Raw genomic sequence first — 19,463 nt, 5'->3', positions numbered from 1 at the left:
CGGCCTCACTCTCGCGCCTGACCTCCGCCCTGCGCGGCCGCCCGCTCAGCCCGCCGGCTCCAGGAAGCCCTGTTCCACCAGCAGCCGGATCTGGGCGGGGGTGCGGTCGCGGAGCAGGACCGGGTCCTCGCCGACGAGTTGGGCGATGGCGTCCAGGATGCGTCCCGCGCTGAGCGTGCCGTCGCACACACCGGCGAAGCCCGCGCCGACCGTGTCCACCTTCGTGGCCCGGCGCATCCCGCGGTGCTGGCGCAGCACCACATGCTCCGGGTCCTCGGCGCCGGGCAGGCCGACCTGCTCCTGGACCACCTCGGCGGCCAGCTTGAAGTGGCCTTCGAGCAGCGCCGCGTCGTCGTGTCCGCGGAGATAGTCGAGGCGCTCGAAGTGCGCCCGGATCGTGTCCCCGAGCGGCTGTTCGACCGGATGCGGCCACTCCTCCAAGGTGACGACGGGCTGGGCGGACCCCGTCCGGCGCAGGGTGATCCAGCCGAAGCCGACCGCCTTCACCTTGCGCGCCTCGAACTCGTCGAGCCAGGCGTCGTAACGCGCCTGGTACTCCGCCGGGTCCCCGCGATGGTCCCCGGCGTCCCTCAGCCACAGCTCGGCGTACTGCGTGACGTCCTGTACCTCGCGCTGCACGATCCAGGCATCGCACCCGCGCGGCACCCACGACCTGAGTCTGTCCTGCCAGTCCTCCCCTGCCACGTGCTGCCAGTTGGCGAGGAACTGCGCGAACCCGCCCTCGTTCAGCCGTTCCCCCGCCTGCTGAACGAGCGAGCGGCACAGATCGTCCCCGCCCATGCCACCGTCCCGGTACGTCAGCCGGGCAATCAGGGGGGCATCGTGAAGCGATTCGGCCGAGGGTGGTGGGAGACGGGCGGGCGAAATGACGAACGGCGGGTTGGACACGATCAGGTCGAACGTCTCGTCGTCCCGGACCGGTTCGAACAGCGAACCCTCGCGCAGGTCCGCGGCGGGCGCGTCGGACAGCGCGAGGGTGAGCGCCGTGATGTGCAGCGCGCGCGGGTTGAGATCGGTCGCCGTCACGCGCGTGGCGTGCTGGGCGGCGTGCAGCGCCTGGATGCCGGACCCGGTGCCGAGGTCCAGGGCGGAGTCGACGGGCATGCGGACGGTGATACCGGCGAGGGTGGTCGAGGCGCCGCCGACGCCCAGCACAACCCCCTCGTCACGCTGTCCGATGCCGCCCGCGCCGCCCACCGCGCAGCCCAGGTCCGAGACGATGAACCAGTCCTCGCCGGCGGGGCCGCCGTAGGGCCGCACGTCCACGGTCGCGGCCACCTCGTCGCCGCCCACGCGCGTGAGCCACCCGGCGTCGAGGGCCTCCTCGGCCGGCAGAACGTGCGCCACGCGCGCGTACGGCACCGGTTGCTGGAGCAGGAACAGCCGTACGAGCGTCTCCAGCGGCGTGTCGCCACGCGTCGCGCGCAGGGCGGGCACGGTCTCGCTGCGGGCCAGCGCCGCGTACGCGGGGGCGCCGAGCAGTTCGAGCAGCCCGTCGGCGGTGAAGGAGGCGGCCAGCAGCGCGTCCCGCAGGCGCGCGGCGGTGTCGGGCCGGTCGGAAGCGGGCAGGGAGGCGAGTCCGGAGTCAGTCACGCCCCCATTGTGGCCCGCGGGCCCGGCCACCCGCGGCCTCAGCACACCGCGCCGACGGGCCACGGAACCGCGGCCTCACCGCGCCGACAAGGCACGGAGCCATGGCCTGCACCGCGCCGACGGGTGCGCGGAACACGGCCTGCACCACGCCGACAGGACGCCGGAACGGCTCACCGGCCGCGGTGCGGGCGGCCCGCCGACCGGTGCGAGGCGGCCCAACAGCGGTGCGGGGCGGTGCGGGGCGGCCGTGAGCCCCTTCCCGCAAGCCCCTCGCGCCGCCGCGAGCCCGCTGCCACCCGCTCGCGTCAGCCGGCCGACGGCGAGGCCGAGGAGGAGGCCGCGATCTTCTTGCAGCTCTCCTGCTGGGCGATCGCGTTCTTGACCTCGCCCTGCTGGAGGTTCTCCAGCGACTTGGTGCCGGACTGGTGCTGCTTCTCCAGATCCGTCATCTGCGTGGCGATGTCGTGCAGCCCCGAGGCGAACTTCGCCTGGTCCTTGGTGTTCAGCGCGTCGACCTGCTTCTTCAGGTCGGCGTAGGAGGCGGAGAGGCTGTTGAAGCTCTTCACGACGTTCTGCAGCCGCTGGGCACCGTCGTTCACACCGGGAGGCGCGCCCGCGCTGCTCACGGCGGTGGCGATCGCCTTGTAGCCGTCGGACATGTCCTGGAAGGCCTGCGAGTCCGTCTTCTGGAGGGTCTCGGGCTTGGCCGTGTCGGCGGCCGTCGTGCCGATGGCCGCGTTCGCCGCCTTGATCTTGGAGTCCTGCGCGGGCACCGCGTCGCACACGGACTTGGCCCAGGCAACCAGCTTGGGGTCGGGCCCCTTGCTACCGCCACTGCCGCTGCTGGTGCATCCCGTCAGCGCCGCCACCAGTACCGCACCGCCGGACAGTGCGGCCGCGAGCTTCTTGTTCACCGGATCGGTCCCTTCCCTGGCTCTCGGCCCACGGACCCTACACGGCGGACGCACACCCTCCACTCCCCGTACGCCCCCTAAAGCGCCCTTTATGACCCTTTGCACCATGAGAGACAAGGCTCACCACGTGGGCGATCCCACAGTCGAACCCACAGACACACCCACCGACGACAGCGGGCGGACGGCGCGTCAACACGCGCCGCCCGCCCACCCGTTGAACAGGGCTTTCCCGGAAGGTCTAGGAAACCACCGCCGTGTTCGGTGAGTTGGAGACCCGCTCGGCACTCTCGTCGTCGCCGACGGCGATACCGCGCCGCTTGGAGATGTACACGGCGGTGACGATCACCGCGAGCGCGAGGACCGCGATCAGGATCCGCATGCCGAGGTTCTTGTCGTTGCCGTAGGAGAACTTGATCACCGCGGGCGCGATGAGCAGCGAGACCAGGTTCATGACCTTCAGCAGCGGGTTGATGGCCGGTCCGGCGGTGTCCTTGAAGGGGTCGCCGACCGTGTCGCCGATCACCGTGGCGGCGTGGGCGTCGCTGCCCTTGCCGCCGTGGTGACCGTCCTCCACCAGCTTCTTGGCGTTGTCCCAGGCGCCGCCGGAGTTGGCGAGGAACACCGCCATCAGCGTGCCCGCGCCGATCGCGCCGGCGAGGTAGGAGCCGAGCGCACCGACACCGAGGGTGAAGCCGACGAAGATGGGCGCCATCACGGCGAGCAGACCCGGTGTGGCCAGCTCCCGCAGGGCGTCCTTGGTGCAGATGTCGACGACACGCCCGTACTCGGGCTTCTCGGTGTAGTCCATGATCCCGGGGTGCTCGCGGAACTGCCGCCGCACCTCGAACACCACCGAACCGGCCGAGCGCGACACGGCGTTGATGGCCAGTCCGGAGAAGAGGAAGACGACCGCGGCGCCCGCGATGAGGCCGACGAGGTTGTTGGGCTGCGAGATGTCCAGGGACAGACTCAGCGGGGCACCGGGCCCGGTGAGTTTCTCCCCGACGTCCTGCACGTTGGTGGTGATCGCGTCGCGGTACGACCCGAACAGCGCCGACGCGGCGAGGACGGCGGTGGCGATGGCGATGCCCTTGGTGATGGCCTTGGTGGTGTTGCCGACCGCGTCCAGGTTGGTGAGCACCTGCGCGCCCGCGCCCTGGACGTCGCCGGACATCTCGGCGATGCCCTGGGCGTTGTCGGACACCGGCCCGAAGGTGTCCATGGCGACGATCACGCCGACCGTGGTGAGCAGGCCGGTGCCGGCCAGCGCGACCGCGAACAACGCCAGCATGATCGACGTACCGCCGAGCAGGAACGCGCCGTACACGCCGAGCCCGATGAGCAGCGCGGTGTAGACGGCGGACTCCAGGCCGAGCGAGATGCCGGACAGCACGACCGTGGCCGGGCCGGTGAGGGAGGTCTTGCCGATGTCCCTGACCGGACGGCGGTTGGTCTCGGTGAAGTAGCCGGTGAGCTGCTGGATGACGGCGGCGAGGAGGATGCCGATGCCGACCGCGACGAGGGCGAGCAGCCGCGGATCGCCGTCCTTGCCGCGGATCGCCGCGTCCGTCACGCCGTGCAGGTCGGAGTACTTCGAGGGCAGGTAGACGAAGACCGCGACCGCGACCAGCGCGAGGGAGATCACCGCGGAGATGAAGAAGCCGCGGTTGATCGCGGTCATGCCGCTGCGGTCGGCCCGACGGGGCGCGACCGCGAAGATGCCGATCATCGCGGTGAGGACGCCGATGGCGGGCACGAGCAGCGGGAACGCCAGCCCGGAGTTGCCGAAGGCGGCCTTGCCGAGGATCAGCGCGGCCACCAGGGTGACGGCGTACGACTCGAACAGGTCGGCCGCCATGCCCGCGCAGTCGCCGACGTTGTCGCCCACGTTGTCGGCGATGGTTGCGGCATTGCGCGGGTCGTCCTCCGGAATGCCCTGTTCGACCTTGCCGACCAGGTCGGCGCCGACGTCGGCGGCCTTGGTGAAGATGCCGCCGCCCACCCTCATGAACATGGCGATCAGGGCGGCGCCGAGGCCGAAGCCCTCCAGCACCTTCGGCGCGTCGGCGGCGTACACCAGCACCACACAGGAGGCGCCCAGCAGGCCGAGCCCCACCGTGAACATGCCGACGACGCCGCCCGTGCGAAATGCGATCTTCATCGCGGTGTGCGAGACGGTGGTGAGATCCTTTTCCGGTTCACCCGGTGCCGGTGTGGCCTCCCGGGCGGCCGCGGCGACCCGCACGTTGCTGCGCACGGCGAGCCACATGCCGATATAGCCGGTGGCCGCCGAGAACGCGGCACCGATCAGGAAGAACAGCGATCGTCCGGCCCGCTGATTCCAGTTGTCCGCGGGCAGCAGCATGAGCAGGAAGAACACGACGACGGCGAATACGCCGAGCGTGCGCAACTGCCGGGCGAGATACGCCTTCGCGCCTTCCTGGACCGCCTCGGCGATCCGCTTCATGCTGTCGGTGCCCTCGCCCGCGGCGAGCACCTGGCGTACCAGGACCCCTGCGACCACCAGAGCGGCCAGCGCGACCGCGGCGATGACGGCCACGAGGATCCGGTTGTGGTCGGTCAGGACCGCGGCCGCGAGGGTGATGGAGTGACCCGATGGAGAAGTAGAAAGCCCGGCCATTCGTCCTCCTTGACGCTTGGACTGAGCTCAAGATGTGGACGGATTCTAGGTACCCCGGAGTGATCTCAACAGAGCGCGGTAAACGGAATTAGCCTCCACCGGCTCATCGGTAAATGATCGAGATCGCGCCACGCCACCCGAATGGAGTAATGCCCTCAAGGCATTGTCAATGATCGTGAATTCCTTCACGAATTGTGAGGGTACCTGTTCACGCTGGAAAAAACACCGAGGGCCCTGCTCGGCAGGGCCCTCGTGAAGTGGTGTGTCGGCTGTCAGAGAACGGCCGCCGCCGGCGGTGTCGTCGGCCAGGTCATGCGGATCAGGCCGCCGTCCTTGCCGCTGCTGACCTCCACGTCGTCGACGAGGCCGCTGATGACCGCGAGGCCCATCTCGTCCTCCTCGACATCCGCGTCGCCGTCCTGCGCGTCGCCGGGCGTGTCGCCCCGCGGCACGGCGTGCGGGGCCTCGTCGCCAACCTCGATGGAGAACTGTTTCTCCTCTTCGATCAGCGCCACCTTCACGGGCGCCGAGATACCGCTGTTCTGGTGCAGCCCGACGGCACGGGAGCAGGCCTCGCCCACGGCGAGCCGGACCTCGTCCAGGACGGCCTCGTCCACTCCGGCCCTGCGTGCCACCGCGGCCGCCACCAGGCGGGCGGTCCGGACGTGCTCGGGCAGCGCGCTGAAGCGGAGTTCGACGGTGGCCATGCATCCCCCTCGCGACTACGGGCGTGCGGTCGGGGGCGGGGCCGCCGAGCGCCCGCACCCCAAGTGTTCTTCTGTGCCCGGGCCGCCTCATCGGCCCGAACGAGACCGCCCGGCGTCCGGGCCCGCTCAGGAGCCCGGCGCCGGAGACCGGTCCGCGGTCAGTCGGTGGCCTCGACCGCTTCCTGGACCGAGGTGTGGATCGGGAACACCTTGGTGAGGCCAGTGATACGGAAGATCTTGAGAATGCGCTCCTGGTTGCAGACCAGGCGCAGCGAGCCCTCGTGGGCACGCACCCGCTTCAGGCCGCCGACCAGCACGCCGAGCCCGGTGGAGTCGAGGAAGTCCACGCCCTCCATGTCGACGACGAGGTGGAAATTCCCGTCGTTCACCAGCTCGACCAGCTGCTCGCGCAGCTTGGGCGCGGTATACACGTCGATTTCGCCACCGACTCGGACGACCGTACGATCGCCGACGGTCTCGGTCGACAGGGACAGGTCCACGGATCCTCCAGCACCTTGCTATCGAGCGTTCGCCCCTCGGGCACCTCGGCTTGCGGCCCCCGGGACGCTTCGCCAGCCGCGATGGCATTCAATCACTTACCGGCAGGCGTGCACGACGCCTTGGCTCCATTGTCCGTCACGCCAGTGACACACTCGGTGCCGATGGCCAAGAATCACCGATCCGATCGATCCCCGGCGGACCCGGCGTCCCGCCCGTCTCCGGGCGCGGTCCTGGACCGGCTCGCCTCCGGGCCGAGCCGGGCTGCGCGCATCACTCATACGGAGCACTTGCCCCCGCGCGCGGGCCGCCATGCCGTCTGGCCTGACCGGATTCGGTCCGAGGTGATCGCGGCCGTGCAGGCGGCCGGGATCGAGCACCCCTGGGCGCACCAGGCGCTGGCCGCCGAGCACGCCCTGGACGGCGATTCGGTGGTCGTCGCCACCGGCACCGCCTCCGGCAAGTCCCTCGCGTACCTCGTGCCCGTCCTGTCCGCCCTTCTGGACGGCTCCGAGGCCCCGAACGGCCGTGGTGCCACCGCCCTCTACCTGGCGCCCACCAAGGCACTCGCAGCGGACCAGTGCCGTTCGGTGAAGGAACTTTCACAACCCCTTGGCAGCGCCGTACGCCCGGCCGTGTACGACGGCGACACCCCGTTCGAGGAACGGGAGTGGATCCGCCAGTACGCCAACTACGTCCTGACCAACCCCGACATGCTGCACCGCGGGATACTCCCGTCCCACCCGCGCTGGTCCTCCTTCCTGAAGTCCCTCGAGTACGTCGTCATCGACGAGTGCCACACCTACCGGGGCGTCTTCGGCTCGCACGTCGCCCAGGTGCTGCGCCGGCTGCGCCGCCTGTGCGCGCGCTACGGCTCCTCGCCCGTCTTCCTGCTGGCCTCGGCGACCGCCGCCGAGCCGTCCGTCGCCGCCCGCCGGCTGACCGGCCTGCCGGTGACCGAGGTCGCCGACGACGCCTCCCCGCGCGGCGAACTCGTCTTCGCCCTGTGGGAGCCCCCGCTCACCGAGCTGCACGGCGAGAAAGGTGCCCCCGTACGGCGTACCGCCACCGCCGAGACCGCCGATCTGCTGACCGATCTGACCGTGCAGGGCGTGCGCTCGGTCGCCTTCGTACGGTCCCGGCGCGGCGCCGAGCTGATCTCGGTCATCGCCCAGGAGAGGCTGGCCGAGGTCGACCGCTCCCTGGTCCGGCGGGTCGCGGCCTACCGGGGCGGCTATCTCCCCGAGGAGCGGCGCGCCCTGGAACGCGCGCTGCACTCCGGTGAACTCCTCGGCCTCGCCGCCACGACGGCCCTGGAGCTGGGTGTGGACGTCTCCGGCCTGGACGCGGTGGTGATCGCCGGCTACCCGGGCACGCGCGCGTCCCTGTGGCAGCAGGCGGGCCGCGCGGGCCGCTCCGGCCAGGGCGCCCTCGCGGTCCTGGTCGCCCGCGACGACCCGCTGGACACCTTCCTCGTCCACCACCCGGAGGCCCTGTTCGACCAACCGGTGGAGTCGACGGTCCTCGACCCCGACAACCCCTACGTCCTCGCCCCGCACCTGTGCGCCGCCGCCGCGGAACTCCCGCTGACCGAGCAGGACCTGGACCTCTTCGGCCCCGCCTGCGCGGACGTGCTGCCGCAGCTGGAGGCCGCGAAGCTGCTCCGCCGGCGGACGAAGGCCTGGCACTGGACCCGTCGGGAGCGGGCCGCCGACCTGACCGACATCCGCGGCGCGGGCGGCAGCCCGGTGCAGGTCGTGGAGGCCGGCACCGGCCGCCTGCTGGGCACGGTCGACGCGGCCGCCGCGCACTCCACGGTCCACGAGGGCGCGGTCCATCTGCACCAGGGCCGCACGTATCTGGTGCGCTCGCTCGACCTGGAGGACTCGGTCGCCCTGGTCGAACAGGCCGACCCGCCGTACTCCACGGTCGCCCGCGACACCACCTCGATCTCCATCCTGGAGACGGACACCGAGATCCCGTGGGGCTCCGGCCGCCTGTGCTACGGCTCGGTCGAAGTCACCAACCAGGTGGTCTCCTTCCTCCGCAGACGCCTGATCACCGGTGAGGTGCTCGGCGAGACCAAACTCGACCTCCCTCCGCGCACACTGCGCACGCGCGCGGTGTGGTGGACGGTCACCGACGACCAACTGGACGAGGCCCGGGTCAACCCGGAGATCCTCGGCGGCTCCCTGCACGCCGCCGAACACGCCTCCATCGGCATGCTGCCCCTGTTCGCCACCTGCGACCGCTGGGACATCGGGGGCGTCTCCGTCCCCCTCCACCCCGACACCCTCCTTCCGACGGTCTTCGTCTACGACGGCCACCCCGGCGGCGCGGGCTTCGCCGAGCGTGCCTTCCACACCGCCCGCGCCTGGCTCACCGCCACCCGCGAGGCGATCGCCTCCTGCGAGTGCGAGGCCGGCTGCCCGTCCTGCATCCAGTCCCCCAAGTGCGGCAACGGCAACGACCCGTTGCACAAGCGGGGAGCGGTCCGCCTCCTCACGGTCCTGCTGCGGGAGGCGCCGGAGGAGAAGCCCGGGAATCCGTCGGTGGCGGAGCCTGCGGAGAAGCCGGCAACGGCACCGCGGGGCCCGCTCTCGACCTGACCTCCGCCGTGAACGGTCCTCTTCCCGACGCCGCCGTCACGTCCGAGGTCTCGCCCACGATCGCGCACCGCACCAGCCGTACGTCCTGGGTAGCCGCCACCCGGGCGGCCCGGGCGCAGGCCGCCGCCCCGCCCTCGGCCCAGTGGTCCGCCGCCGCGAGCGCGGCCAGATCCGCCCCGCCGGCCGCGCGGTGCCGCACGACGACGGCGTGCCCGAGGGCGAGCACGGCGCCGAACACCGCGCACAGCAAGGCGATCACCCCGAGGCTCCACACGGTGGCGGACCCCTGATCCCGAGCGGAGCACGGCCGGCCGTGCGGGCGCCTCCGCCCGCTGCCCGGCTCCCGCTCCCGCTCCGGCTCCGGCTCCCGCTCCGACTCCGACTCTGGCTCCGGCTCCGGCTCCGGCTCCGGCTCGCAGCCCACCCGGCCGGGGAGACCGCCCCGCTGCCTGCCATACGCGCACGCGGGGCCGCCGACTCGCTCATCCCCCTCTCTCACGGCCCCTCCTCCCGCGCTCCCACCGTCTCCTCGGCCAGCGCCACGGCCTGCTCACGGACCTCGAAAGGCAGTCCGCTCAGGACCGGCGGTCTGGCCGCCACCGTCACCCGGACCAGGTCGCCCTCGCGCCGCACGCTCACGCGTGCCCCGCGCGGTGCCGTCTCCCGGGTCACCGTCACCACCGCGTCGGCCGGGTCCTGCCGGGCGGCGGCCCGGGCGCCCGTGCGGGCCGCGTCCACACACTGGATCTGTGCCGCCACCACGAGCAGCCCCCAGACCAGCGCCATCGTGAACGCCACCAGCACACAGAGCACCACGGCCGCCTCCGCGGTCACGAACCCCCGGTCCGCCCCTCGCTCACATCCGCGCACTGAGGGCCTTCTTCACGATGGCCTGCAGCTCCGCCCGGACCTGGCCGCTGGTGACGACCTCGTACAACAACAAGGCGAACCCGACGGCCGCGAGCACGCCCATCGCGTACTCCGACGTGACCATGCCGGCGTCCCTACGGCACCTGCCCCGCAGCCGTACCACCGCTTCCTTGATCTTCTCGTTCATTCCAACCCCCATGAGGTTCAGGTCTTTTGTGGTCATGCGCACCTACTCGGTCCTGCTCGGTTCCGTTCGCCCCGTACGTCTCACCTCCCTCCCATCACCCCGCCCGCGAGTCCGATCACGACGGGGAGCACCCCGGCCGCGATGAAGGCCGGCAGGAAGCACAGGCCGACGGGCGCGGAGATCAGTACGGCGGCACGCCGCGCGCGGGCCGTCGCCGTGCGCGCCCACTGCGCGCGGGCGTCCGAGGCGAGCCGGGCAGCCGGGCCGGCCGCTGGAAGCCCGGACTCGTCGGCCCGCTCCAGCAACCGCGCCAGCGCTCCCGCGCCGGGCAGCGCGGCCAACCGGCGCCAGGCGTCCGCCGGTTCACCACCGAGCCGTACCTCGGCGGCGCCCCGCGCCAGCGCCTGCCCGACGGGCCCGCCGAGCGCCTCTCCCACCGCCTGGGCGGCGATCACCGGCCCGGCTCCGGCCGTGATGCAGGCGGCCAGCAGGTCGGCGGCGAGAGGCAGTTGGCGTGCGGCCGCGGCGGTGTCCACCGACTCCGTCCGGCCGGCCGCGGTCTGGCGGCTTCGCCACCGCCACAGCCCGGCGCCGACGACCAGCCCCAGGACAGCCCCGGTCAGGCCACCCACCAGCACCCACGCACCGCACCCGGCGCCGGCCGGCGGCAGCCACCGTCGCAGCGCGCCCGCGACCTCGAACGACCGCCTCGGCACCGGCGCGGCCTGCCCCAGCAACTCGGCCGCCCGCCGACGCGCCCGGCGCCGCCGCACCAGGTCCAGCCGCCGAACCGCCCAGCCGAGGCCCAGCACCACACCCCCGGCCATCCCCAACCTGTGGACAACTTCCCCGCTCATACCACCCGTTCTCCTCGCCCGCCTCGCTCCGCCGACCGGTACCGGTCCCCCTCGCACCCGGCCACCCGCACACCGCCCCACCCGTCCCCGGGTCGCACGCCCTGCCGCGGCCGTCCCCAGGTCCACACCCCGCTCCCCGCTCACGCCGCCTCCGCTCCCCGCACGATCCGGACCGCCCACGCCATCCCGGCCGCCTCGAAGGCCGCGCCGACCGTCAGGCAGCCCAGACCGGCGCCGGTGTGCAGGAGCACGTGGAGCGGGGCAGCGCCCATGGCCGTGCCGAGGAGGAGACCGAGGGCGGGCAGGGCGGCGAGCAGTACCGCCGTAGCCCGCGCTCCGGCCAACTGGGCGTACAGGTCGGCACGTTGGTCCCGTTCGGCGCGCAGGGCCGCGTCCAGCCGGTCCAGGCCGGCCGCGAGTCCGGCGCCCTGGTCCACGGCCACCCGCCAGCACGCGGCCAGTCCGAGCAGGCCCTCGGCACCCGGCTGCCGGGCGGCCGCGGCGAGCGCGCCGGGCACGTCCCCGCCGAACCGCGCCGCCGCGACCACGGCCGCCTGCGTGTCGCCGAGCCCGCCGGTGTCCCGCGCGGCCCGCGGCAACGCCTCGCCCGGCTGCCGTCCGGCGCGCACCTCCCCGGCGAGAGACCCGCACAGGGCGATCACCGCGTCCGCCCGCCGCTCCCGGTCGCGCCGGGCCTGCCGGGCCAGCCGCACCCGGCGCAGCACCGGCACCCCGGCCGCCCCCGCGGCGACCGGAATCACCGAGGCACCCAGCGCCGCGAGCAGCAGCCCGGCCGTGAGCGCCCACCACTCGGCCCCCAACCGGCCGCGCAGTCGCCGCAGTTCCGCACCCACCTGCTCCCAGGAGGGCGGCCCGGTCGGCACCACTCCGCCGCCCGCGAGCAGCAGCCGCGCTCGCCGCATCCCGTGGTGCCGCCCGCCCAGCAGCCAGACCAGCGCGCCGAGACAGACCACCGCCGCACCCATCGAGGTCTCACCCACCCCACCGACCACTTCCGCCACCCCTCTCACTCATCCGTGAACTCACGCGTCGTACCGAGCAGTTGCCGCAGCCGCTCCCAGCCCCGCTCCCGTACGAAGGCCCGCTCGCCCCAGCGCAGGGCCGGTACCGTGCGCACCAGGCCCGTGGTGTCCCGCTCCAGCACGTGCATCTCGGCGATCCGGCGCCGTCCGGACCGGTCCCGTACGAGGTGCAGGACGACGGAGAGCGCGGCCGCCAGCTGGCTGTGCAGGGCCGCCCGGTCGAGCCCCGCGGCCGTGGCCAGCGCCTCCAGCCGGGCCGGGACGTCTGCGGCGGCGTTGGCATGAGCCGTACAACAGCCGCCGTCGTGACCGGTGTTGAGGGCGGCGAGCAGATGCACGACCTCGGGTCCGCGCACCTCGCCGACGACCAGCCGGTCGGGCCGCATCCGCAGCGCCTGCCGGACGAGGTCCTCCAGGGTGACCAGGCCGGCGCCCTCCTGGTTGGCGGGCCGGGTCTCCAGCCGGACGACGTGCGGGTGATCCGGTCGCAGCTCGGCCGAGTCCTCGGCGAGCACGATCCGCTCGTCCGCCCCGACCAGGCCCAGCAGGGCGCTGAGCAGGGTCGTCTTGCCACTGCCGGTGCCGCCGCTGACGAGGAAGGAGAGCCGGGCCGCGAGCAGCGCCCGCAGGATCCGGTCGCCGCCGGGCGGCACCGTGCCGGCTGCGACCAGTTCCTCCAGGGTGAACGCCCGGGGCCGTACGACCCGCAGGGACAGGCAGGTGCAGCCGACGGCGACCGGGGGCAGCACCGCGTGCAGCCGGGTGCCGTCGGGCAGCCGGGCGTCCGCCCACGGCCGGGCGTCGTCCAGGCGCCGTCCGGCCACGGCGGCCAGCCGCTGCGCGAGGCGTCGTACGGCCGCCGCGTCGGGGAAGGTCACCGGGGTCAGCTCCAGGCCGCCGCCGCGGTCGACCCACACCCGGTCCGGCGCCGAGACCAGGACGTCGGTGACGTCCGGGTCGGCGAGCAGCGGCTCCAGCGGTCCGCTGCCGACCAGTTCGCTGCGCAGGTGCGCGGCCGCGCCGAGGACTTCGGCGTCGCCGAGCACCCGGCCCTGTTCGCGCAGGGCCTGGGCCACGCGCGCGGGGGTGGGTTCGGCGCCGCTCTCGGCGAGCCAGCGCCGGACGCCGTCGAGCAGGGCGGCGCCGTCGGCCCGGTCGAGCCCGGTGAGCGTCATCGGGCGCCTCCGGCCTCGACCAGCGCACGCTCCCAGAAGGCCGTGCAGAAGCGGGTCAGCGGTCCGCGCCCGGTCGCACCGGGCGGTTTCGCGCCACCCTGGGGGCGCAGCAGCGCCGGCTCGACAGGGACCTCACCGGCCAGCGGCAGGCCGAGCAGCCGGGCCACCTCCCTGCCGTCCAGACCGGGCGCGTACGGCCCGCGTACGGCCACCCGCACATCACGGACGACCATGCCGACGGCGGACGCCACCCGCCCGGCGGCCGCGACCGCCCGCAGTTCGGCGGGGACCACGAGCAGGGCCAGGTCGAGCTGGGCGAGGGCCTCGGCGACGCCGTCGTCGAGGCGGCGGGGCACGTCGACCACGACCGTGCCGCCGCGTCGCCGGGCGGCGGCGAGCACGGCGCGCACCGCCTGGTGCGGGACGGCGACGCAGTCGCCACGGTCCCAGCTGAGCACCCGCAGCTGATGCAGTTCCGGCAGCGACTCCTCCAGCGCGCCACCGCCGACCCGCCCCCGGGAGGCGGCGAAGGCGGGCCAGCGCAGGCCCTCGGCGCTCTCCCCGCCGAGGAGTACGTCGAGTCCGCCGCCGAGCGGATCGGCGTCCACGAGGAGGGTGCGCAGTCCCTCGCGCGCGGAGGTGACGGCGAGGGCACACGCGAGCGTGGACGCGCCGGCCCCGCCCCGGCCGCCGATCACCCCGACGGTGAGGGCCGGGCGGCCGACGCCCTCGGCGACATCGGCGATGCGGTCGACCAGCCACTGCTCGCCGTCGGGCAGCATCAGGACGTGGTCGGCGCCGATCTGGACGGCTCGCTTCCACACACCCGGGTCGTCCTGGTCACGGCCGACCAGCACCACTCCGCGCCGGCGCGCGGCCCCGCCGACGCGCCGGGCGGCGTCGTCACCGACCAGCACGAGCGGGGCCGTCTCCCAGCCGTCGCCGTGGTCCGGGACGCGGTGGTGGACCTCGGGTGTGGCGCCGGCGGCCGCGCACAGGCGTAGCAGGTCGTCCAGGAGTTCGGCGTCCTCGGTGACGATCAGCGGCCGCCCCGGCCGGTCCGAAGTGCCGGGCGGCGGGTCGTGGGTGACGGTTCCGGTCACGGGTGTTCCCCCTTCGCTGCGTGGGCCGCGCAGCCCCTGCGGCCCCGCGTTTCCCAAAGGTGTGGAGAACCGGCAAGCGGCCCTCCATATGAACGGCCGACGGAAACCGGCCATACGCGCTCCGGCAATCGGAACCGGCCATGAACTCGCCGCGGCCGCAGCGCGCTGGAATCACGGTGCAGCGATCCGCGAAATGATGTGGATCTTGGTGGAAAACTGTGGACAACTCAGGGCCTGTGAATATCTCCGTCACCCATACCGGTGACGTCTGTACCGATCCCTGTGCGACTTCCACAGAGCAGCGCGGCGATTACCATGAGTAACGAATCATGGGCATGGCAAAACGACACCGCAGCGGCGCCGAAGCGGCCGTACGGTCGCGGAAGGAAGGGGGAGAGGGACGTAAACCCGTCCGGACATGCGACGACCCCCGCCGGGGGGGAGAGCGGGGGTCGTCCCCACGGCCGACTCGGGGGGGGAGGAGTCGGACCGGGTTAGCACGGTCGCGAACGATCCGTGACTTCCATGGTGTACCCGAGAGCCCTCTCAGGCAAACCCACACGCCCCACCTTACGCCGAATGGTGGGCGCCTATGCTCAGGGCGTGGAAAACCACTCCTCGCCCCGCGCGGCAGCCTTCTTTGACCTGGACAAGACGGTCATTGCGAAGTCGAGCACGCTCACCTTCGGCAAGTCCTTCTACCAAGGCGGGCTGATCAACCGCAGGGCCGCACTGCGTACCGCATATGCCCAGTTCGTCTTCCTGGCCGGCGGCCTGGATCACGACCAGATGGAGCGTATGCGCGAGTATCTGTCCGCCCTGTGCCGCGGCTGGAACGTCCAGCAGGTCCGGGAGATCGTGGCCGAGACGCTGCACGATCTGATCGACCCGATCATCTACGACGAGGCCGCCTCCCTCATCGAGGAGCACCACACGGCCGGACGGGACGTGGTGATCGTGTCGACCTCGGGCGCCGAGGTGGTCGAGCCGGTCGGCGAACTGCTGGGCGCGGACCGGGTGGTGGCCACGCGCATGGTGGTCGGCGAGGACGGCTGCTTCACCGGGGAGGTGGAGTACTACGCCTACGGCCCGACCAAGGCCGAGGCGATCCGCGAGCTGGCCGCATCCGAGGGCTACGACCTCGACCGCTGCTACGCCTACAGCGACTCGGCGACCGACCTGCCGATGCTCCAGGCGGTCGGCCACCCGCACGCGGTCAACCCGGACCGCACGCTGCGCCGCGAGGCACTCGCGCGCGGATGGCCGATTCTGGCGTTCCGCCATCCCGTCCCGCTCAAGAAGCGGCTGCCCGCACTGTCGGTCCCGCCCCGCCCCGCGCTCGTCGCGGCGGCGGCCATAGGAGCGGCGGCCGCGACCGCCGGCCTCGTCTGGTACGCCAGCCGGCGCCGGAGCACGGCCTGAACGTCGCCCGTTTCACCCATGTTTGAACCTGAAAGTAAAGAAGTGCGGGCAGGGGTTCCGCTTCCTCCTGGCTCGCGGTAGAAAGAATTCAGGCCCGCGAGACCACAGGACATCCGAGAGGATCACCTACCACTACGCAGTTGGCCCACGGACCCCGCATGAACATCGGGCACCCACGCGACGTCGACCCGTCGATTACGGGCCAGCAACACCAGGTGACGGGCAAGGTTCCCCGACCTGATGGGCACATATCGAGGACGCTTGGTAACCGGGTGAGCATGCCAGCGGCGGTACGAGTGCTCGTACCGCCGCAACTCTTGCCCGGCGCCGGGCCGCCCGCTCAGGCCGCGCCGCGTTGCAGCGCCTCGCACACCGCCGTCGACTCGCGCACGCCCAGCTCGACCGCCTTGCCGCAGTGGGCGATCCAGGCCGCCATGCCCTCGGGGGTGCCGGAGACGTATCCGTCCAGTGCCGCCAGGTAGGAGGCGCGGCCCAGTTCGGCGTAGCCGACCTCGGCCGGGCAGATCGCCTTCGGGTCCAGGCCGCTGCCGATCAGGACGATCCGCTCGGCCGCGCGCGCGACCAGGCCGTTGTGGGACACGAAGGGCCGCAGCGCGAGCAGTTCGCCGTGCACCACGGCGGCCGTCACCAGCGCGGGCGCGGACGTCCCGGCGATGATCAGGTCCGCGAGCCCCTCCAGTCGGCCGGAGACCTCCGCGGCGTCCGGCAGGGGCAGCTCGACCAGCGGCTCGTCCACCGCCTCGCCCGCTCGGCGCGGCCGGCCGACCTCGGCACCGCTGCTCGCCGCGGCCACCAGGTGCAGCCGGGCCAGCACCCGCAGCGGCGACTGCCGCCAGATGGACAGCAGCTGCCCGGCCTCGGCCGACAGCCGCAGGGCGGCACCCATCACGCGCGCCTCGGCATCGCCACTGAAGTCGGTGCGCCGCCGCACCTCCTCCAGGGCCCAGTCGGCGCCGGACAGCGCCGCGGAGCCGCGGGCGCCGCGCAGGGCCGCCTCGGCGGTGATCTCGGTGCTACGGCGCCGCATGACCCGGTGTCCGTAGACCCGGTCCACGGCCTTGCGCACGGACTCCACGGACTCGGCCACCCCGGGCAGCGAGCCCAGGGCCGCGAGCGGATCGGCGGTCGCGCCTGTCGTACTCATGAGTACGACACTACGCACCCCCGCGTCGTACCCCTCGAAGGAGTGGTCTTCTTCACTCACGCTGACACATGCAGATATCACCTGACTACCCTTGGTGAACATGAAAATTGCTTTCGTCGGGAAGGGCGGCAGCGGCAAAACCACGCTCTCCTCCCTCTTCATCCGCCACCTCACGGCCGCCGGCGCCCCGGTGGTCGCCATCGACGCGGACATCAACCAGCACCTCGGCCCGGCGCTCGGCCTCGACGAGGCGGAGGCGGCCGCGCTGCCCGCCATGGGCGAGCGGCTGCCGCTGATCAAGGACTATCTGCGCGGCGCCAACCCGCGCATCCACTCCGCCGCGACGATGATCAAGACGACCCCGCCCGGCGAGGGCTCGCGCCTGGTCCGCGTGCGCGAGCCGAACCAGATCTACGACGCCTGCGCGCGCCCGGTGGAACTCGACGGCGGCGCCGTCCGTTTGATGGTCACGGGCCCCTTCACGGACGCCGACCTGGGGGTCGCCTGCTACCACTCCAAGACGGGAGCGGTGGAGCTGTTCCTGAACCACCTCGTCGACGGCCCCGACGAGTACGTCGTGGTCGACATGACGGCGGGTTCGGACTCCTTCGCCTCCGGCATGTTCACCCGCTTCGACATGACGTTCCTCGTCGCCGAGCCGACCCGGAAGGGGGTCTCCGTCTACCGCCAGTACCAGGAGTACGCCCGCGACTTCGGCGTCGCCCTGAAGGTCGTCGGCAACAAGATCCAGGAACAGGACGACATCGACTTCCTGCGCGCGGAGGTCGGGGACGACCTGCTCGTGACGGTCGGGCGCTCGGACTGGGTGCGCGCCATGGAGAAGGGCCGCCCGCCCCGGTTCGATCTCCTGGAAGAGGCCAACTCCCGCGCCCTGCACACCCTGCGGGCCGCCGTGGACGCCACGTACGAGCTGCGGGACTGGGAGCGCTACACCCGCCAGATGGTGCACTTCCACCTGAAGAACGCCGAGGCGTGGGGCAACGAGCGCACCGGGGCCGACCTGGCGGCGCAGGTCGACCCCACCTTCGCGCTCGGTGAGAGCGTGGCCACCCCCGCCTGACTCCCGCCGCCTTCCCTCTGCCGCTCGACGTCTACTGCCTGACCGCCGGCGCCCCGGGCACACCCTTGGGCGCCGGGGCCGGACGGCCGGAGAGGAAGGACGCCCAGCCCTGCCGGGGCGCCTCACCCACGTTCAGGGTGCGCAGCTTCTGAAGGGTCTGCGGGTCCTGGGCGTCCAGCCAGTCGGCCAGTTGGTGAAAGGAGACACAGCGCACGTCGGGCTTGTTGCACACCTCTTTCACCGTGTCCTCGACGGCGCGCATGTACGTGCCGCCGTTCCAGGACTCGAAGTGGTTGCCGATGATCAGCGGCGCGCGGTTGCCGTCGTAGGCCCGGTAGAAGCCCTTGACCAGGCCGTCGTGCATCTGGTCGCCCCAGTAGTCGAACTTGTCGGGGTCGCCCTGGGTCTTGGTGCCGGACTGGTTGACCATGAAGTTGTAGTCCATGGTCAGCTGCTCGAAGGTGTGCCCGGGGAAGGGCACCAGCTGCATCGACAGGTCCCACAGGCCCTCCTTCTTCTTGGGCCAGATCTGGTTGTCGACGCCGCTGGAGTCGTAGCGGAAGCCCAGGTCACGGGCGGCCTTCATGAAGTTCTTCTGGCCCTCGAGGCAGGGGGTGCGGGCGCCGATCAGCTCCTTGTCGTAGTCGAAGGGCAGCGGGGCCGCCTTCTTCATGCCGGTGTTGGTCTTCCAGGTCTTCACGAACTGCTTGGCCTGGGCGATCTCGCTCTTCCACTCGTCCACCGACCAGGTGCCGACCCCGCCGTCGGGTCCGCAGAAATGGCCGTTGAAGTGGGTGCCGATCTCATTGCCCTCCAGCCAGGCCAGCCGCGCCTGCCTGACGGTATTGGCAATGCCCTGCTGGTCGTTGAAGCCGATGTCGGAGCGGCCCGGCGAGTGCTGCGGGGGCCGGTAGAGGTCGCGCTTGTCCTCCGGCAGCACGTACACGCCGCTGAGGAAGTACGTCATGGTCGCGTGGTTCTCCTTGGAGACCTTGCGGAAGTGCGAGAACAGCTTCTGGCTGTCCTCGCCCGCGCCGTCCCAGGAGAAGACGACGAACTGGGGCGGTTTCTGACCGGGCTTCAGCCGCTCGGGCCGGGGCAGATGCGGCTGCGCGCCGGTGTACGCGGTGGATCCGTCGCCGATCAGCCGGACCACGCTCTGGGGCGGCGCCGCCGCTCCCTTCTGCGGGCCGGGCACCCCTTCCTTCGAACCGTGGGAGCCGGTCGCGCAACCGGCGAGCGATGAGGCGCAGGCCGCGGCGACCACGACGCCGACGGCGATCCTCTGGGTGGCGGTCATGCTCCGCCCACCTTCTTCCTTCTCTCGGACACACGCTGACGAGGGCCGTTCTCTGGTGATGCGCCGGGCTTGCACCGACAGCGCCGCCAAGGTCGCACGGGGCCGAGAAGGAATGAGGCTGACAAGCCCATCAAATGATTACTTCACTCACGCGAGCGATTCGATAAGCCATTTGCCCCGAAAAGCTATGCTCTTTCTTTACGTTACGTTACTCTTCATTTACTGACAGTGCTCCCCGCCCAGTCCGCGACCACGCCGCCCCGGAGGAGACGGGACC

At 72.2% G+C, this 19,463-nt stretch carries 17 protein-coding genes; 3 read left to right on the top strand and 14 right to left on the bottom strand.

What is annotated here, in order from left to right:
- Nucleotides 1-45: 45 nt before the first annotated feature.
- The 5 genes from ACH47Z_RS19620 to bldG form a co-directional block, all read right to left on the bottom strand.
- Nucleotides 46-1,614: a methyltransferase gene (locus ACH47Z_RS19620; RefSeq protein ID WP_399075178.1), complete on the bottom strand. Its 1,569-nt coding sequence runs from the start codon at nucleotides 1,612-1,614 to the stop codon at nucleotides 46-48.
- A gap of 305 nt (nucleotides 1,615-1,919) precedes the next feature.
- Complete coding sequence (locus ACH47Z_RS19615) at nucleotides 1,920-2,528, bottom strand: small secreted protein (protein ID WP_399075176.1); 609 nt, start codon at nucleotides 2,526-2,528, stop codon at nucleotides 1,920-1,922.
- Nucleotides 2,529-2,766: 238 nt separating this feature from the next.
- Nucleotides 2,767-5,169, bottom strand: coding sequence for a sodium-translocating pyrophosphatase (locus tag ACH47Z_RS19610; protein ID WP_399075174.1), 2,403 nt, complete (start codon nucleotides 5,167-5,169; stop codon nucleotides 2,767-2,769).
- 272 nt (nucleotides 5,170-5,441) lie between these two features.
- Nucleotides 5,442-5,876, bottom strand: coding sequence for an ATP-binding protein (locus tag ACH47Z_RS19605; protein ID WP_399075172.1), 435 nt, complete (start codon nucleotides 5,874-5,876; stop codon nucleotides 5,442-5,444).
- Between the two features lie 158 nt (nucleotides 5,877-6,034).
- Nucleotides 6,035-6,376, bottom strand: a complete 342-nt coding sequence (gene bldG, locus ACH47Z_RS19600; RefSeq protein WP_399075170.1) for an anti-sigma factor antagonist BldG — start codon at nucleotides 6,374-6,376, stop codon at nucleotides 6,035-6,037.
- Nucleotides 6,377-6,457: 81 nt separating this feature from the next.
- On the opposite strand from bldG, the gene ACH47Z_RS19595 reads away from it, so the two are divergent.
- Nucleotides 6,458-8,983 carry a DEAD/DEAH box helicase gene (locus ACH47Z_RS19595; RefSeq protein ID WP_399075167.1) on the top strand — a complete coding sequence of 842 codons (2,526 nt, stop codon included), beginning with the start codon at nucleotides 6,458-6,460 and terminating at the stop codon, nucleotides 8,981-8,983.
- Here ACH47Z_RS19595 and ACH47Z_RS19590 read toward each other — a convergent pair.
- The 7 genes from ACH47Z_RS19590 to ssd all read right to left on the bottom strand — a co-directional run bounded on the left by ACH47Z_RS19590 (nucleotide 8,877) and on the right by ssd (nucleotide 14,218).
- Nucleotides 8,877-9,257: an Rv3654c family TadE-like protein gene (locus ACH47Z_RS19590; protein WP_399075381.1), complete on the bottom strand. Its 381-nt coding sequence runs from the start codon at nucleotides 9,255-9,257 to the stop codon at nucleotides 8,877-8,879. The two genes, ACH47Z_RS19595 and ACH47Z_RS19590, sit on opposite strands and share 107 nt — an antisense overlap.
- Before the next feature lie 221 nt (nucleotides 9,258-9,478).
- Nucleotides 9,479-9,817, bottom strand: a complete 339-nt coding sequence (locus ACH47Z_RS19585) for a TadE family type IV pilus minor pilin (protein WP_399075165.1) — start codon at nucleotides 9,815-9,817, stop codon at nucleotides 9,479-9,481.
- Between the two features lie 22 nt (nucleotides 9,818-9,839).
- The gene (locus ACH47Z_RS19580; protein WP_399075379.1) at nucleotides 9,840-10,052 is read right to left on the bottom strand and encodes a DUF4244 domain-containing protein; all 213 of its coding nucleotides are present in this window, start codon (nucleotides 10,050-10,052) and stop codon (nucleotides 9,840-9,842) included.
- A 68-nt stretch (nucleotides 10,053-10,120) separates the two neighbouring features.
- On the bottom strand, nucleotides 10,121-10,897 hold the full coding sequence (locus ACH47Z_RS19575; protein ID WP_399075163.1) for a type II secretion system F family protein: 777 nt from the start codon (nucleotides 10,895-10,897) through the stop codon (nucleotides 10,121-10,123).
- 140 nt (nucleotides 10,898-11,037) lie between these two features.
- The gene (locus ACH47Z_RS19570; RefSeq protein WP_399075377.1) at nucleotides 11,038-11,883 is read right to left on the bottom strand and encodes a type II secretion system F family protein; all 846 of its coding nucleotides are present in this window, start codon (nucleotides 11,881-11,883) and stop codon (nucleotides 11,038-11,040) included.
- 41 nt (nucleotides 11,884-11,924) lie between these two features.
- Nucleotides 11,925-13,115 carry a TadA family conjugal transfer-associated ATPase gene (locus ACH47Z_RS19565; protein ID WP_399075161.1) on the bottom strand — a complete coding sequence of 397 codons (1,191 nt, stop codon included), beginning with the start codon at nucleotides 13,113-13,115 and terminating at the stop codon, nucleotides 11,925-11,927.
- The gene (gene ssd / locus ACH47Z_RS19560) at nucleotides 13,112-14,218 is read right to left on the bottom strand and encodes a septum site-determining protein Ssd (RefSeq protein WP_399075159.1); all 1,107 of its coding nucleotides are present in this window, start codon (nucleotides 14,216-14,218) and stop codon (nucleotides 13,112-13,114) included. Before ssd ends, ACH47Z_RS19565 begins: the two co-directional genes overlap by 4 nt.
- 579 nt (nucleotides 14,219-14,797) lie before the next feature.
- On the opposite strand from ssd, the gene ACH47Z_RS19555 reads away from it, so the two are divergent.
- Nucleotides 14,798-15,640, top strand: a complete 843-nt coding sequence (locus ACH47Z_RS19555; RefSeq protein ID WP_399075157.1) for an HAD family hydrolase — start codon at nucleotides 14,798-14,800, stop codon at nucleotides 15,638-15,640.
- 340 nt (nucleotides 15,641-15,980) lie between these two features.
- Here ACH47Z_RS19555 and ACH47Z_RS19550 read toward each other — a convergent pair whose 3' ends face one another.
- Nucleotides 15,981-16,805, bottom strand: a complete 825-nt coding sequence (locus ACH47Z_RS19550) for an oxidoreductase (protein WP_399075155.1) — start codon at nucleotides 16,803-16,805, stop codon at nucleotides 15,981-15,983.
- 100 nt (nucleotides 16,806-16,905) lie between these two features.
- Here ACH47Z_RS19550 and ACH47Z_RS19545 point away from each other — a divergent pair, with 100 nt between their 5' ends.
- On the top strand, nucleotides 16,906-17,886 hold the full coding sequence (locus ACH47Z_RS19545; RefSeq protein WP_399075153.1) for an ATP-binding protein: 981 nt from the start codon (nucleotides 16,906-16,908) through the stop codon (nucleotides 17,884-17,886).
- Between the two features lie 31 nt (nucleotides 17,887-17,917).
- Here the strand turns inward: ACH47Z_RS19545 and ACH47Z_RS19540 are convergent, their stop codons facing one another.
- Nucleotides 17,918-19,186 carry a hypothetical protein gene (locus tag ACH47Z_RS19540; protein ID WP_399075151.1) on the bottom strand — a complete coding sequence of 423 codons (1,269 nt, stop codon included), beginning with the start codon at nucleotides 19,184-19,186 and terminating at the stop codon, nucleotides 17,918-17,920.
- Nucleotides 19,187-19,463: the final 277 nt, after the last annotated feature.

This window comes from Streptomyces sp. NPDC020192, from assembly GCF_044388685.1.
Classification (GTDB): domain Bacteria; phylum Actinomycetota; class Actinomycetes; order Streptomycetales; family Streptomycetaceae; genus Streptomyces.
Note: the sequence above shows the minus strand (reverse complement) of the source record. Positions and strands in the feature narration are given on the sequence as shown.

Bases quoted from the DNA above. Each gene is read 5' to 3' on its own strand.
- ACH47Z_RS19545 (WP_399075153.1), top strand. From the start codon at position 16,906: ATGAAAATTGCTTTCGTCGGGAAGGGCGGCAGCGGCAAAACCACGCTC.
- ACH47Z_RS19580 (WP_399075379.1), bottom strand. From the start codon at position 10,052: ATGGGGGTTGGAATGAACGAGAAGATCAAGGAAGCGGTGGTACGGCTG.
- ACH47Z_RS19550 (WP_399075155.1), bottom strand. From the start codon at position 16,805: ATGAGTACGACAGGCGCGACCGCCGATCCGCTCGCGGCCCTGGGCTCG.
- ACH47Z_RS19605 (WP_399075172.1), bottom strand. From the start codon at position 5,876: ATGGCCACCGTCGAACTCCGCTTCAGCGCGCTGCCCGAGCACGTCCGG.
- ACH47Z_RS19555 (WP_399075157.1), top strand. From the start codon at position 14,798: ATGGTGGGCGCCTATGCTCAGGGCGTGGAAAACCACTCCTCGCCCCGC.
- ACH47Z_RS19570 (WP_399075377.1), bottom strand. From the start codon at position 11,883: ATGGGTGCGGCGGTGGTCTGTCTCGGCGCGCTGGTCTGGCTGCTGGGC.
- ACH47Z_RS19575 (WP_399075163.1), bottom strand. From the start codon at position 10,897: ATGAGCGGGGAAGTTGTCCACAGGTTGGGGATGGCCGGGGGTGTGGTG.
- ACH47Z_RS19565 (WP_399075161.1), bottom strand. From the start codon at position 13,115: ATGACGCTCACCGGGCTCGACCGGGCCGACGGCGCCGCCCTGCTCGAC.
- ACH47Z_RS19540 (WP_399075151.1), bottom strand. From the start codon at position 19,186: ATGACCGCCACCCAGAGGATCGCCGTCGGCGTCGTGGTCGCCGCGGCC.
- ACH47Z_RS19595 (WP_399075167.1), top strand. From the start codon at position 6,458: ATGGCATTCAATCACTTACCGGCAGGCGTGCACGACGCCTTGGCTCCA.
- ACH47Z_RS19610 (WP_399075174.1), bottom strand. From the start codon at position 5,169: ATGGCCGGGCTTTCTACTTCTCCATCGGGTCACTCCATCACCCTCGCG.